This is a genomic window from Methylobacterium sp. Leaf93, assembly GCF_001422345.1.
Lineage (GTDB): Bacteria > Pseudomonadota > Alphaproteobacteria > Rhizobiales > Beijerinckiaceae > Methylobacterium > Methylobacterium bullatum.
On sequence record NZ_LMMS01000011.1, the window covers coordinates 1 to 14,328 of the forward strand.

Genomic DNA, 14,328 nt, shown 5'->3' on the forward strand with positions numbered 1-14,328 from the left:
GCTCGGGGCCGGGTTGGTTGACCGGCATGAACGGCTCGATCACCGTCCACTGATCATCCGAGAGCCAGAACAGGTCTGCCATCATCGCCTCCATGCTGAAAACGGCGAACGTGAATCATAAAGCTGCAGCGTCAGCAATATCTTGGTTCGGTTCAGACCCTAACGCTCGGACGTGCAGGAGGCGGCTGGGAGCGCGCGGTGCGCATATCGACGGTGGCACGGGCAGCGACAAACTTTTCCTAGGCGCGGATGCAGGCGCGGACAGCTTCCGGTTCCAGACCGGCCTCGGTCGGGACAACGTCTATAGGTTCGATGTGGACACTGACCGCATCACGGTCGACATCGCGGGGGTCGATGCCACCGACATAGAGCTCCAAAGTATCAACGGCGGGCGGGACATCGTCGTTACGTTCACTGGCGTAGAGGGGAACAGCAAGATCATCCTGCTTGATGTCACTATCGTGCAGATCGAGGAGGGCCCGAGCGAACTGTTCGTCTTCGGAGCCGGACGCACGTACACATCGCCCCTTCGGTTCGTCCTCCCGAACATCTGGGCTCAGACCCGCCCGGCTCATCCCCCCCATTTGGGTGATGCTTCTCGTAGAAACCAGCCGTAATGTTCCGCAAGTTTGTCCGCCAATTTGGTGGGACGACTTCGCGGGAAACAACGACACAATTGACAAGCGCTCTGTTTATGGGCCTTAGACGTATCGCCGATATATCCGTATGATTAAATCATTCGAGGAAGAATAAGATGGGAAAGATTTATTACAGCTCGCGTAATTACGAGGGATACAACTCAAATGGCGAATCACTGATCGCCGACGTTGCCTCGGAATGGAGCGATCCGACCAAGGGGTACTTCTTTTCCGTTGACGATAACCTCGTCTTCAAATGGGGCTATGAGCCGTTCTCTCAGCCGTTCGAGATCGTTGATCGTGCTAACGGCTCTGCAAGCTTGAAGTCTTCGTCGGGTGGTTTGAAGTTCGATTTCTCCGATAGCCGGGTCGCGGTCTCTCTTAGAGGCGGATGGTACGCCGACGAGTTGTACGGCGGGGACGGCAATGACCTCTTGGAGGGAGGTGATGGGGACGATTATTTATACGGCGGCGCCGGCGACGATGTCATGAGCGGCGGCAAATCGATGGACGGTGAGGGCGGCAACGACGTGTTTCTTCTCGGATATGGGATGGGTATCTCTATTGATGGCGGGACGGGAACCAACACCATTCGCTACGATACTTATCGCTTGGGCTTTGACCACAGCTATGATGACTACGATGACTTTGATTTTGAAATGAGCTATGAAAGGGGCGTATCTATTTCATTGAAGCAGGGATTTACTTACGATAACTATAGCGGTGAGTACATAAATGAGCATTTCAGTCGCATTCAAAATGTGATTGGAAGCGTCTACTCGGATGATATCTACGGCGACGATGATAAGAATTCCATCACCAGCGGCGGAGGATCAGATGTCATCCTTGCGTTGGGAGGGAACGACCGGATCGTCATTGATTATACGCCTCAAAAAATATCGGGAGGCACGGGGCGAGACTCGCTGTACATAAAGGGCGATCATGGAGTTGAATTGACCGACGCGAATTTCGGCGAAATCGAGATGGTCTACGTCCGGAATCGTGCGTCTCTCGATATGTCGGGCGTCACGGAGGGCGCATCCATCGTCTCGCAGAGTACCGTCCATAGCTTTGTCGACATCGCCGGGACTTCGGGGGATGATGTCATCAAGGCCGGGAAAGGATCGGATGTCATCGATGGCGGTTCCGGGAACGACCGAATCACGGCGGGGACCGGCAATGCGACGATCAATGGCGGTGCTGATTATGATACGATCAAGGGCGGCACCGGCCATGACATCCTCAACGGCGGGGCAGGCAACGATCGCATCTATGCAGGGTCTGGTGGATCGATAATCGGTGGCGGCGAAAACAAGGATCTGCTGTTTGCCGGGTCTGGCGCCGATACGTTCGCGTTCTCGAGGGCCTTCGGTCGCGACAACATCTACAAGTTTGACGGGAACAAAGACCATATTTCCGTATCGATCGACGGCATCGATGCGAACGATCTCATATTAAGAGATCTCAACGGCGGTACGGATACCCTGATCTATTTTGCTGGCGCTGGCGCAGGAAACAAGATCATCTTGCATGACGTGGCGTCTATTTCTTTGACGTCCGAGCATTTCATCTTTGGCGCGTAGTTTTTCTTGGACGGGGATATCGTCGAGCTCGGCCGGATCGCTCCGTGCTGGGCTCGATTCTGATGGCTTCACCTCGCCGGCGCCGGCCATTCCAGCGGGTTCCGAAGCGCTAAGCAGCCTCGCGTTGGCAAGCCAACGCGTCGTAGTGCTTGGCTCTCTGATGTGCCGCAGGTTCTTATCGCGGAGCCGGGGGCCGCTTCTGCAAAACCTGCTTAGAGCCGGTAGCGGATCTGGTCGGTCCAGAAGCGCTCGAGGCGGCCGAGGGCGACGTTGAGGCGGCCGAAATCGTCGTCGGAGATGCCGCCGATCGGCTGGATGGTGCGGGCGTGCTTGTCGTAGAGGCCCTGGATGATGTCGTGGATCGTGCGGCCCTTGTCGGTGAGGCTGATGCGCACCGAGCGGCGGTCGGTCTTCGAACGGGCGTGGTGGAGGTAGCCGGCCTCCACGAGCTTCTTGACGTTGTAGGAGACGTTGGAGCCGAGATAATAGCCCTTCGTCCGCAGCTCGCTGGCCGTCAGTTCCTTGTCGCCGATGTTGTAGAGCAGCAGCGCCTGGACGCTGTTGACGTCCTCGCGGCCGCGACGCTCGAACTCGTCCTTGATCACGTCGAGCAGGCGGCGGTGAAGACGCTCCACGAGGTGCAGCGCTTCGAGGTAGGAACCGTGCGCCGGGCTGGTCTCGGCGGAGGTGTTGCTCTCGATCACCTTGGCGGACTGGGACTTCATCGGGGTGCCTCGTCAGGGTTCTTGGGTCGGGCGCCGTTGTGTTCGGCACCGCTTATGAAGCCAATCTACGAGTCACGGGTGAAAGACGGTTTAAGCGATACGATGAATTTGCAATTTACCTCTGTCGGTAAATGCAAAATGAAAGTAATCCAGTAAGGTGTTGTTTACCTGACCTCGCGCGCCGCAGCCCAAGACAAAGCGAAATAGATCACAACAATAGCACCCAGGCTTCCGAGGACCGGGATCGACATCGGCAGCAGATGCGGCGTGAGGATCGCCAGGGTGACGGCACTCGTGGCGGCCAGCAACCAGACCACACCGCCCCAGGCGCTGGTGAGCCACATCCCGATCGCCGCCATGAAGTCGATCACGGCGAAGTAGACGATGACCGTCTGGCGGCCGAGCGATTCGGCTTCGAACGGGCGCGCCCCCGGAAAGATGTCGAGGATCGTCGCCCAGGTCGAGACGCCTTTCGCCAGCCACAACACGGCCGTGACGCGCATGAACCAGACCAGGACCACGTCCCACCCCGTCTGCGGCGCACGCGGCGACCGCTCGATGCGGTCACCGGCCACGTCGTTGGCGCGCCCGCGCCCGTCCCGCGTTGCGCCGACCTTGGTCAGTCCCCTCATGACGGCATCCTTTCCGATCCATCGAATGTCGCCGATCCATCGAATCTCGGCGCGTCGCCGTCCGGCAGGTCGGTGAAGGCCTCGGCGATCCCGGCCGGGTCCACGTCGGCCAGGGCGGCGGGCCGCCAGTCCGGGCGGTTGTCCTTGTCCACCAGCACGGCGCGGACCCCTTCGTGGAAGTCGTGCCAATGCATGGCCCGCATGGCGAGGCGATACTCCGCCTGCATCGCCTCGGCGAAGTCCATGCCGATGCCCCGCCTCATCTGCTCGTGCGCGATGCACAGGGAGTGGGGAGAGCGCGTGCGCATCAGCGCGGCGGTCTCGGTGGCGAAGGGCGACCCGTCCGCGTCGAGTCTCGCGAGGATCCCGGCGACGCTGCCGGCGGAGAAACAGGCCTCGATCGTGGCGCCATGCGCCGTGATCGGGCCGACCTCGGGAAAGGCCGTCGCGTGGCGGTCGAAAGCCCGTTCGATGGCGCCACCTCCGGCCAGTTCGTCCGTGATGGCGTCGAAATTCTCCGCCACCGCATGGTGGGTGGCGAGCCCCAGAGCGCGGGCATCGCCGGCACCGATCCGGGCGCCGGTCAGGGCCAGATAGACCCCTGCGCGACCGGCCAGGCGCGGCAGCGAATGGGTCATTCCCACATCGGGAAAAAACCCAATTCCCACTTCCGGCATCGCCAGGGTGTAGCGCTCCGAGGACACCCGGTGGCTCCCGTGCAGGGACAAACCCACCCCGCCGCCCATGACGATCCCCTCGATCAGGGCGATGTAGGGTTTCGTATAGCGCTTCACATAGGCGTTGAGGTGGTACTCCGCGAGCCAGAACCGCCTCACCTCGTCGTCCAGCCCCCGGCGGGCGAGGTCGTAGATCTGGCGGATGTCACCGCCGGCGCAGAACGCCCTCCCGCCCCGGCCGCGGACGACCACGCGGGTGATCGTGTCGTCGCGCTCCCACTCCCACAGGGCGCGATACATCGCCGTCGTCATGGAGACCGTGAGCGCGTTCAAGGCTTTAGGCCGGTTCAGAGTGATCAGGCCAGCGTGCCCGCGCCGCTCGAACAGGATCTCCGGTTCGTCTGCGCCTGTCATCCATCGTCTCCGATTGGCCTCCGGTCGGCGGCTGCCTCACCCTCGGGGGCTCGCGGGATTCGGCGCGTCGCGCGGTGCGGGGTCGAGGAAACGCCGCGTTCACCGTGTCGCTTAGACGAACTCTGTCGTGACCCGTCAATCGGGGGGCGGCGATCGGCCCGGGTTTCGAAGAGTTTTGGGGATGTGTTAGGCCGGCCCCGACGCGCCCGCGACGGGCCTTCGAGACGTAGAGACCATGACCGAAGCGACCCCGACCCCGCGTCCCCTCGCCATCGAGAGCGCCAAGGCGAGTTCCGCCGCGTCGCTGAGCATCACCCAGCGCCCCCGGCGCAACCGCAAGGCGGAGTGGTCGCGCCGCCTCGTGCGCGAAAATACCCTGACGGTGGATGACCTTATCTGGCCGCTCTTCGTCATCGAGGGGACCGGACGGCGCGAGCCCATCGCCTCGATGCCCGGCGTGGAGCGCCTCAGCGTGGACGAGATCGTCCGCGAGGCGGAACGCGCGGCGCGGCTCGGCATCCCGGCCATCTCCTTCTTTCCCTATACCGAAGCGTCCCTGCGCGACCCGACCGGATCGGAAGCCCTCAATTCCAACAACCTCGTCTGCCGCGCCGTGCGTGCCGTGAAGAAGGCGGTGCCGGAAATCGGCGTGATGACCGACGTCGCCCTCGATCCCTATACCAGCCACGGCCATGACGGCCTGATCGAGGACGGGGCCATCCTCAACGACGAGACGGTGGCGCTCCTCGTGGAGCAGAGCCTGATCCAGGCCGAGGCGGGCACGGACATCATCGCCCCCTCCGACATGATGGACGGCCGCGTCGGCGCGATCCGCACCGGCCTCGACAAGGCCGGTTTTCGCGACGTCCAGATCATGGCCTACGCGGCGAAGTACGCCAGCGCCTTCTACGGCCCGTTCCGCGACGCCATCGGCACCTCGGTCGCCCTGGTGGGCGACAAGCGCACCTACCAGATGGATCCGGGCAATTCGGACGAAGCCCTCCGGGAAGTCGCCCTCGATCTCGAGGAGGGCGCGGATTCCGTGATGGTCAAACCGGGCCTGCCCTATCTCGACATCATCCGCCGGGTGAAGGACGAATTCGGCGTTCCGACCTTCGCCTATCAGGTCTCGGGCGAGTACGCGATGATCGAGGCCGCCGCCCTCAACGGCTGGCTCGACGGCACCCGCGCCATGACGGAGAGCCTCCTCGCCTTCAAGCGCGCCGGCGCCGACGGCATCCTGACCTATTACGCGCCCCGCGTGGCCGAACGCCTGCGCGACGGCATCTGAGATGCGCCCGCGGGCGGCTCGGCCCGCCGGCGCGCTCCTGCCGATCGCGGTCGTCGCATTCCTGACGGCCTGCGACAGCTCCGTCGACCGGCTGCGGATCACCACCTGCCGGCGGACGCTTCCCGCGCTGGTGGCAGCCGACCTCTCGCCCCGTCTGCTCCATGTCGGCCGTGGATCGGCGCCCGACAGCGTGCGCGTCGATTACGCCTTGGGCCAACGCCAGCACCGCATCGACTGCCTGTTCGACGGCGGCGCGGGTCTCATCGGCATCCGCATGGACCACAAGGCGGTGTCGGGCGGGGCGCTTTTCATGCTTAAGAAATACTATCTCGAAACATTAGATTCCGAAGCAAACGACCCCGCGCCGGCGCGCTAGGCATTCGCGCGGCCCTGGCATTCTTATTGCTTCGGTTTGCTTGGGGAGGCGGCAGGATTGTCTCTGACCGGCAGACCTCGAAACGTTCGCAGTCGCCTGCCGGCCAATCTCAGTCTTGAATACATATACGAAATACCAAGCGCTGAGCTTGGGCGGTCCATTTTGAGGATGCGATGTCGACAAAACTGAACGAGATAGATCACCCGGCCGACAGTCTCTCGATGCTCGTCGAGACATCGACCCAGCAGCTGAAGTCTCTCACCCATCGTAGCGTCGGCTCGATCAAGTCCATCACACGGCGCATGAATCTGCTGGCCCTGAACGCCCTCATCGAAGCGGCGCATGCGGGCGAGCGCGGCGCCGGTTTCTCCGTCGTCGCCAATGAGGTTCGCAGCGTCGCGGGCGAAATCGAGGGTCTGGTCTCGGGCCTCGGCAGCGCTCTCGGCGACGGCGTCGACAGCCTGACCCAGGCCGTGGAGCACTTGGCCAGCGAGAGCCGTTCCGCGCGCTGCATCGATCTCGCCCTCAACGCCGTGGAGATCATCGACCGCAATCTCTACGAGCGGACCTGCGACGTGAGGTGGTGGGCGACCGATGCCGCGGTGGTCGCATGCGCGGTCTCTCCGACCGAAGCGGTCAGAAACCACGCCTCCCACCGGCTCGGAGTCATCCTCTCCGCCTACACGGTCTATCTCGATCTCTGGCTGTGCAGCCTCGACGGCAAGGTCATCGCCAATGGCCGGCCCGACCGGTTCAATGTCGTCGGCCAGGATGTGAGCCAGGAGCCGTGGTTCGCCCGCGCCAAGCCGCTGGCCTCCGGCGATGAGTTCGCGGTGGCCAACGTGGCACGGGTCGCCGCGCTCAACGGCGCACAGAGCGCCACCTATGTCGCCTCGGTGCGGGAAGGCGGCGAGGCGAACGGCAAGCCCATCGGCTTTCTCGCGATCCATTTCGATTGGGAGCCGCAGGCACGCACCATCGTCGAGGGCGTCCGCCTCGCGCCGGCGGAGCGGGCCCATAGCCGTGTCATGCTGCTCGATGCCGAGAACCGCGTCATCGCCTGTTCCAAGGGCAATGGCCTCCTCACCGAGCGCTATCCCCTCCGCACGGACGGACGGAGCCAGGGAAGCTACATCGATGCAGCGGGGCGCCTCGTCGCCTTCCACGAGACCCCGGGCTACGAGACGTATCGCGGACTGGGATGGCGCGGCGTGATCGAGCAATCCGCCTGACCTCGACCCCGGCGAAGCCCGTGTGACCTTGAGCGAAGGCATGGGTCCTCCCATGTCTTCTTCATGAGGGAGAATCGTCTCCCCTCTCGAAGGCTATCGGCCATGCTCAACACGCCCCCAGGCTACGACCCCGCCGGCTATGCCGAGCGCTACGGGACCGGGTTCCCGAACGCCCTACCGGTCCCCTTCGTCAGGGCGAGCCTCGGGGCGCGCTTCGTCGCCTATCTCCTCGACATCCTCTTCATCCTGGGCTTCACCGCGCTCCTCACCCTGGCGATCACGGTGCTCGGAGTGCTGACCTTCGGCCTCGGCTGGACCCTGTTTGCGATCCTTCCCGCCAGCGGCATCCTCTACAGCGCGGTGACGGTGGGCGGCGCCGCCCAGAGCACCTGGGGCATGCGGATGATGGGTTTGCGCGTGGTGACTCCGGCCAGCGGCCTGCGGGTGGATTTCCTCACCGCCGCCATCCACGCCCTGCTGTTCTACGTCGCCATCTCGACGTTCCTGCTGTGGTTCGTCGATATCCTGTTCGGGCTCATGAGGTCGGACCGGCGCCTGGGCCACGACGTGCTCGTCGGCCTGGCGGTGGTGCGGGTCTGAGCCTACCGGGCGAAGTCCAGCTGGGACTTCGCCACTACCGCGATAGGGAGGGAGGCTGGGGAATGCCGAGGTCTCCGCCGCCCTTCGCCAGAGCGGCATCGCTCTGGTGGACCTGCTTCTCCCGGTCCGGCTGCTTTTCGAAGCGCCGCCATACGGTGAGGGCCGACAGCACGTAATTGCAGGCTGCGCCCACCAGAATGCCCGCTCCCGTGGCCAGCCACCAGATGCCGGTCCCGGTGTAGATGAGGTGGGCAACGAGAATATTGTTGAACGCGCCGCAGGAGCAGGACAGGCAGAAGACCGCGAGCCCGCGCAGGAGGTCGGCGCCGACGATCCGCTGGTCCCGATACGTCAGGATGTTGTTCAGGAAGAAGTTGGCCGTCATCGCGCCGAGCGTGGCGATGGTCTGGGACATCAGAAAATTGTCGTTCAGGGCGAAGAGCATGAGCCCCAGCAGCGACAGGTGGACGAGGACGCCGAGGCCGCCGACGAGGGCGAAGGAGACGAACCGGGTCGGGAGCACGCCGAAGGCCGATTTCGCGATGAGAAGGACCGCGAAATCGAAGAGAACCCTTTCGTCGAGCTTGCTCTGTCCGGTCAGTCGAGGGCCGAAGACATAGGGGACTTCCCCGATCTTCAGCGACCGGCCACCCTGGGCCAGGATATCCGCCAGGAGCTTGAAGCCGTCGCGGCTCAGGCGTGGCGCGGCCTTCACCAGAATGCTCCGGCGCATGAGGAAGAAGCCGCTCATGGGATCGCTGGTCTGGACCCGGAGAAAGGCGCGCACCAGCCGGTTTCCGGCATTGCTCAGGGCCTTGCGGACCGACGAGAAGGCCGCCACGTCGGGATCGTCGAGGTAGCGGCTGGCGATGACCACGTCGCAATCGGTGGACATCATCAGATCGAGCATCGGCGTCAGCGTCGCCGGTTCGTGCTGCAGATCCGCATCCATCACGGCGACGAGGTCGGAACGGGCCGCCAGCATCCCCTCGATACAGGCTCCCGCGAGCCCCCGCCGGCCGGTCCGGGTGATGATCCTGATCCGCGGATCGCTCCTCGCCAGTTCTTCGACGACGGCGGATGTGCCATCGGGCGAATTGTCGTCGACGACGATCACCTCGAAACGGTGCGGCGCGAGCGCGGTGGCGATCCGGCCGCAGATGACGGCGATGTTGTCCCGCTCGTTGAAGGTGGGGATGACGATCGTGAGGAGGGGCCGATCCGCCTGCGAAGCGGACGATGTCTGGGTAGAGGGAAGCGTCACTGGCGGCCTTTCGCGCCGATCCTGGGCTTTGGCCAGGTCCCATCGAAATGGGTCGCCCGGACGATCCTGAGATCATGCATCTTACGCCCGTGGAAATTCAGGCGGATGGGCACATCTTCCGAGAACGTCTCGAAATGCCCTTCGAGATTATATCTGACCGCATCGAGATTGGCATACCTGTCTACGATGACGGCATCCATGCCGCGGAATTTCTCGGCATCGGCGAGATACGTGAAGTGGATGTTGTCGCCCGCGAGGCACAGACTGCGGAATCTGTCCCCGACGGCATAGAAGGCCTTGGCGCAATCCTCCCAACGGGTCGCGGCGATGAAGGTGCGCGAGGGATCGAACCCGCGCGCCGTCAGCGCGACGGGAAGATCGTCCCAATCGTAGAGTTCCAGCAGGATCGGGTCCTGCGACCGGAAAGCCTTGGCCGGGGCGACCCGCTCGGCCCAGCCGGTGAAGACATGGGTCATGAGAAGACCGATCACCAGGATCGTCGTCGCGGCCAGGGTGGCGAGCCAGCGCCGTGCGGCGTCCGGCCGATCGGCGGCGAGGCCACCCGCCCAGGCGCCGACGAGGGGCAGCAATGGAAGATAGCCCATGGAGGCCCAGTGATAGCCGCGCAGCGGGTGGCTGCTCCAAACCATGACGCCGAAGATGAACAGGAGGACCGGCGCGGACATGCAGGCCAGAAGCCACGGCCCCTCCTGCCTCGGCCCGTTTCGAAGGCCGCGATACAGCATGTACAGCGCCGGGCCGAAGACGAGGGGATGGACGATCAGGACCTGTGTCAGGGTCCAGCGGAACGCCCGCGTTAGGTTGATGCTGCCGTCCCCACCGGCGCGGGCACCTTGATACAGGAAGGAGACCCAGCCAAGCTCGGCGTTCCAGACGATGACCGGGAGAAGCGGTGCCAACAGGACAACGAGGCCGAGATAGGTGGCGGGCCGCAGGAGCCAGCGCCTCCCCTCCGCCCGGCTCGCCACGGCGACGAGCAGTCCGGGGACCAGGAGGATCGCGAGATACTTGGACGCGAGGGCGCATCCGAACAGGAATGCGCAGGTGTACCAGATCCCGTTGTCGCGGATGCGCGACGCGGCGAAGTCGATGTGAAGAAACGTCAGCAGGGCCGCGAGAATGAAGACGGTCATCGGCCCGTTCGTCTGGGCGAGACTCCCATCCGAAAGTCCGAGAAGCGGCGACAGCAGATAGGCGCAGACCGCGTAGAATCCCGCACGGGAATCGAAGAGACGCGTCGTGATCCGATAGATCAGCCAGCCCGAGATCACCGACATGACGAGGAACGGCAGGCGCACGATCAAGGCATCGTCGGAGCCGAACAGGCGCATGGCGCCCGCGATCGTCCACCATGTCAGCGGCGGCTGGTCGAAGAACGAGAGCGACGGCTGCCTCGCGACGACCGCACCGTAGGTTTCCATGAAGGTGAGGTCGAGGAACCGCACCACCACGAGACGGGCGAGGAAAGAGGCGATCAGGACAGCGACGACACGACGGGTGTAATCCGCAGGTCCGGCTTCCTCACGCGAGGGACCGGCCAAGGCTTCACGCGAACGGTCGGAACGCGGCATCGATGTTGCGAAAGGGTTGATGAGACGATTTCCCTATCCGGTCTTGAAAGATCGGGTCACCCTCGGCAGCGGCGGGGACCGGCGATCCCGTGAAGCCGCCTCACGTGTTCCGGCCCACCCCCGGAAGGCGGCGGGCACCATGTGCGCGCGAACTTTGCCACCGTGTTTCCGCCCGTCACCGATGGCCACCCCGCGACAACGGGTGCATTCATCCCGAATTGGGTCGGAAACGCGACCGGTCTACCTATGGCGCCATTGATAGGGGCAGCAGCCCTGCCATGCCAGCCACCCCTCGTGAAAATGGGGCGCTGCGACGCTCACCCACTTGAGCCCCGCCACGGGGCGGGTACACTCGTCTCGTGCGGGGAACGCTCCCGCCGGCCCCGAGGTCAGCTGCAAGCGTGACGAGCCATCCCCGCGACACACCGCAATTCTATCTGACGGCGCCTTCGCCCTGCCCTTACCTGCCGGGGCAGGAGGAACGGAAGGTGTTCACCCATCTCGTGGGGCGGCGTGCCCGCGACCTCAACGAGATTCTCACCCAGGGCGGCTTCCGGCGCTCGCAGACCATCGCCTATCGGCCGGCCTGCGAGACCTGCCGGGCCTGTATCTCGGTGCGGGTGGTGGTAGCCGATTTCCTGCTTTCGGCGAGTCATCGCCGCATCCTTCAGCGAAACGCCGATCTCATCGGCAATCCCGAGCCCAACCGCCCGGCCTCGGAGCAATATGCCCTGTTTCGCCGCTATCTCGATGCGCGCCATGGCGATGGCGGCATGGTCGACATGACCGTGCTCGACTACGCCATGATGATCGAGGACAGCCATGTGGACACCCATCTCGTGGCCTATCGTCGGCGCGGTCCCGATACGGCGATCAACGGAAGGGGCACCGGGCCGACCGTGGCCCTGTGCCTGACGGATGTACTCTCCGACGGATTGTCGATGGTCTACTCGTTCTACGATCCGGCGGAGGCCCAGCGTTCGCTCGGGACCTTCATGATCCTCGATCATATCCGCCGCGCTGCCTCCCTCGGCCTGCCGTATCTCTATCTCGGCTATTGGGTCGATGGCTCGCGCAAGATGGACTACAAGGCCCGCTTCCGGCCTCAGGAACGCTTGATGGGACCGGGCTGGCAGCGGGTGGAATAGTCCGCCGCCCCGATCATTTGCCGGTACGGCGTCGGCGCGAACCACGCGTCAAAATTTGGCGATGACCTGAGCGCGAACGATCCTCGGCGCGCCCGGGCTGATGTTGTTGTTCCCGTCCGCCGTGGCAATGTAGCCCCGGTCGAAGACGTTCTCGATGTTGATCTGCGCCCGCACCAGATCCGTGACCTGATAGAAGAGGCCGAGGTCGAAGCGGGTGTAGCCGGGGAGCCTGACCGTGTTGTCGGCCGCCGCGAACGTATGGGTCTGGTGGATCGCGCCGACGCCGAACGAGAAGGACGGCGTGACCGCGAACTTGTTCCACACGGTGACCGCGTTGAACGGCACCAACCCGACATGGTTGCCCGGAACGATGGCCGCGGAACTGAACCCGCTGACGATGCGCGCATCGGTGAAGGCATAGCCGCCCGCGACCTGCCACCAATCGGTGACGTAGCCGTTGGCGCCGATCTCGACGCCCTTCGCGTTGGTCTGGCCGCTCAGCAGGAAGAAGCCGGGGCGGTTCGGATCGGCGAGGCGCTGGTTGAACCGGTCGAGGTCGTAGAGCGCGCCCGTCAGCTGGAGCGTCGACGAGACGTCCCATTTCACGCCGACCTCGCGGTTCTCGAACCGTTCCGGCTCGGCGATGGCGAGCCCTTCGGACAAGGCGGTAAACTGGTCGCCCGCGGATGGCAGGTACGACACACTGTAGTTGCCGTAGAAGGCGAGGGTGTCCACCGGCTTGAACACCAACCCGACCCTCGGCGACAGCAGATCGTCGATGCGGGAATTGGTGACGTTGGTGCGCCGGTCCGTCGAGGAGAAATCGAAGTGGTCGTAGCGCAGGCCGCCGATCACCTGGACATGCGGACCGATCTCGATCTGATCCTGGACGTAGACCGCAGCCAATCCGAGGTCGTAGCGGCTGTTGGAGGCCGAGGCCAGGTTCCGGAAGGTAACGGGGACCCTCGAGACCGGCGAGAGCGGATTGACGGTCAGCGTCTGCGTTCCGGTCGTCGCGAAGAAGCCGTCCTCCCGGTAGGTGATGCCGTCCTGCTTGCCGAGTTCGAAACCCGCGAGCAGCGTATGGGCCAGCGGCCCCGTGGCGAATTTGTAGGTGAAATCGTTCTGGTTGAAGAAGTTCGTCCTCGGCGTGTCGTTGTTGAACGCGCTGAGATCGACGGCCGTCCCGGCGGCGTTCACCGCGCCACCGGCGCGGATGCTCGGATACACCACCTGATAGGCCTTGGCGTAATCGGCGTAGCGGAACTGGCTCCGCATCTCAACGCCCGAGGCGAAGCGGTGATCGAGAACCGCCGTCGCGATATGCGCATCAACGCGTGAGTAGCTGAGGTCGGGATTGCCGAAGAACGTTCTGATGTTGTCGCGATAGCGATAGGGCCGTCCGAGTTGGGACGGGATGCCGCGATCCGCCGTCCGGTCGTCGTGGAAATACTCGTAGGACAGTTTCAGCGTGGTCTCGGGCCCGAGCAGGATCGTCGCCGTCGGATTGATGCCCCAGCGCCGCAGGTCGACGTAGTCACGATAGGTGCCGCTGTCCTCGAACATGCCGTTGAGGCGGAAGAACACGCTGTCCGAGACCCGGTCGCCGACATCCACGGCCACCCGCTTGTTGAAATACTGGCCACCCTGAAGGATGACTTCCCGGACCGGAGTTCCGGTGGCGTCCTTGAGCACGCGATTGACGATGCCCCCGCCGCCGCCGCGACCGAAGATCATCGCGTTCGGCCCCTTGAGCACTTCGATCCGTTCGACGTTGTAGAGGTCGCGGTAGTACATCGCGTCGTCGCGCATGCCGTTGACGTAGAAATCGGCGCTGGATTGCTGCCCGCGGATCACGACCTCGTCCCGGTTGGCGGCGCCCTGGTGCAGGAACACGCCGGGCACGTAGCGCAACGCTTCGGTGACGCCCTGAAACCCCTGATCCTGGACCTGCTCGCGCGTCACGACCGTCACCGCCTGCGGGGTGTCGATCAGCTGGGTGTCCGTCTTCGTCGCGCTTCGGCTGCGGTTGGCGCGGTAGCCAACGCTATGGCCCCCCACCCCGTCGACACTGAGCTGGTCGAGAGTCACTTCAGTGTGGTTGCCGGGATCGGCGGCAACGGCCTGTGCTTCTACGACCCGCATGTCCGATAGGA

The 14,328-nt window shown here is 64.0% G+C and carries 13 protein-coding genes and 1 pseudogene; 6 read left to right on the plus strand and 8 right to left on the minus strand.

Annotated features, from left to right (window positions below; translation table 11 throughout):
- Together ASF26_RS22615 and ASF26_RS22620 are read right to left on the minus strand one after the other, a co-directional pair.
- Window positions 1-82: pseudogene (locus ASF26_RS22615) on the minus strand (IS5/IS1182 family transposase); the annotation flags it as partial.
- Window positions 83-239: 157 nt separating this feature from the next.
- Window positions 240-575, minus strand: coding sequence for a hypothetical protein (locus ASF26_RS22620; protein WP_162240220.1), 336 nt, complete (start codon window positions 573-575; stop codon window positions 240-242).
- A gap of 179 nt (window positions 576-754) precedes the next feature.
- Between ASF26_RS22620 and ASF26_RS08395 the strand changes: the two genes are divergently transcribed.
- Window positions 755-2,221, plus strand: coding sequence for a calcium-binding protein (locus ASF26_RS08395; protein WP_056252138.1), 1,467 nt, complete (start codon window positions 755-757; stop codon window positions 2,219-2,221).
- Between the two features lie 212 nt (window positions 2,222-2,433).
- Here ASF26_RS08395 and ASF26_RS08400 read toward each other — a convergent pair whose 3' ends face one another.
- The 3 genes from ASF26_RS08400 to ASF26_RS08410 form a co-directional block, all read right to left on the minus strand.
- A complete protein-coding gene (locus ASF26_RS08400) occupies window positions 2,434-2,946 on the minus strand; it encodes a winged helix DNA-binding protein (RefSeq protein ID WP_018042165.1) in 513 nt (170 codons plus the stop codon).
- A 164-nt stretch (window positions 2,947-3,110) separates the two neighbouring features.
- Complete coding sequence (locus ASF26_RS08405) at window positions 3,111-3,578, minus strand: DUF6163 family protein (protein WP_056150082.1); 468 nt, start codon at window positions 3,576-3,578, stop codon at window positions 3,111-3,113.
- The gene (locus ASF26_RS08410) at window positions 3,575-4,669 is read right to left on the minus strand and encodes an enoyl-CoA hydratase/isomerase family protein (protein WP_056252140.1); all 1,095 of its coding nucleotides are present in this window, start codon (window positions 4,667-4,669) and stop codon (window positions 3,575-3,577) included. The genes ASF26_RS08405 and ASF26_RS08410 overlap by 4 nt, the downstream gene beginning before the upstream one ends.
- A 235-nt stretch (window positions 4,670-4,904) precedes the next feature.
- Between ASF26_RS08410 and hemB the strand changes: the two genes are divergently transcribed.
- From hemB to ASF26_RS08430, 4 genes are all read left to right on the plus strand, one after another.
- Window positions 4,905-5,960 (plus strand): porphobilinogen synthase, encoded by a 1,056-nt coding sequence (hemB, locus tag ASF26_RS08415; protein WP_056252141.1) that lies wholly within the window; start codon window positions 4,905-4,907, stop codon window positions 5,958-5,960.
- 1 nt (window position 5,961) lies between these two features.
- Window positions 5,962-6,336, plus strand: coding sequence for a hypothetical protein (locus ASF26_RS08420; protein ID WP_056150091.1), 375 nt, complete (start codon window positions 5,962-5,964; stop codon window positions 6,334-6,336).
- 173 nt (window positions 6,337-6,509) lie between these two features.
- Entirely contained in the window at window positions 6,510-7,568 is a 1,059-nt protein-coding gene (locus ASF26_RS08425; RefSeq protein ID WP_280136347.1) for a methyl-accepting chemotaxis protein, read from the plus strand.
- A 102-nt stretch (window positions 7,569-7,670) separates the two neighbouring features.
- The gene (locus ASF26_RS08430) at window positions 7,671-8,168 is read left to right on the plus strand and encodes an RDD family protein (RefSeq protein ID WP_048437773.1); all 498 of its coding nucleotides are present in this window, start codon (window positions 7,671-7,673) and stop codon (window positions 8,166-8,168) included.
- Window positions 8,169-8,202: 34 nt separating this feature from the next.
- Here the strand turns inward: ASF26_RS08430 and ASF26_RS08435 are convergent, their stop codons facing one another.
- On the minus strand, window positions 8,203-9,432 hold the full coding sequence (locus ASF26_RS08435) for a glycosyltransferase family 2 protein (RefSeq protein ID WP_056252144.1): 1,230 nt from the start codon (window positions 9,430-9,432) through the stop codon (window positions 8,203-8,205).
- Window positions 9,429-11,024, minus strand: coding sequence for a glycosyltransferase family 39 protein (locus tag ASF26_RS08440; protein ID WP_056252147.1), 1,596 nt, complete (start codon window positions 11,022-11,024; stop codon window positions 9,429-9,431). Before ASF26_RS08440 ends, ASF26_RS08435 begins: the two co-directional genes overlap by 4 nt.
- Before the next feature lie 401 nt (window positions 11,025-11,425).
- Here ASF26_RS08440 and ASF26_RS08445 point away from each other — a divergent pair, with 401 nt between their 5' ends.
- Window positions 11,426-12,172, plus strand: coding sequence for an arginyltransferase (locus tag ASF26_RS08445; protein WP_056252150.1), 747 nt, complete (start codon window positions 11,426-11,428; stop codon window positions 12,170-12,172).
- Window positions 12,173-12,220: 48 nt separating this feature from the next.
- Here the strand turns inward: ASF26_RS08445 and ASF26_RS08450 are convergent, their stop codons facing one another.
- Window positions 12,221-14,317 (minus strand): TonB-dependent siderophore receptor, encoded by a 2,097-nt coding sequence (locus ASF26_RS08450; RefSeq protein WP_244475875.1) that lies wholly within the window; start codon window positions 14,315-14,317, stop codon window positions 12,221-12,223.
- Window positions 14,318-14,328 lie beyond the last annotated feature (11 nt).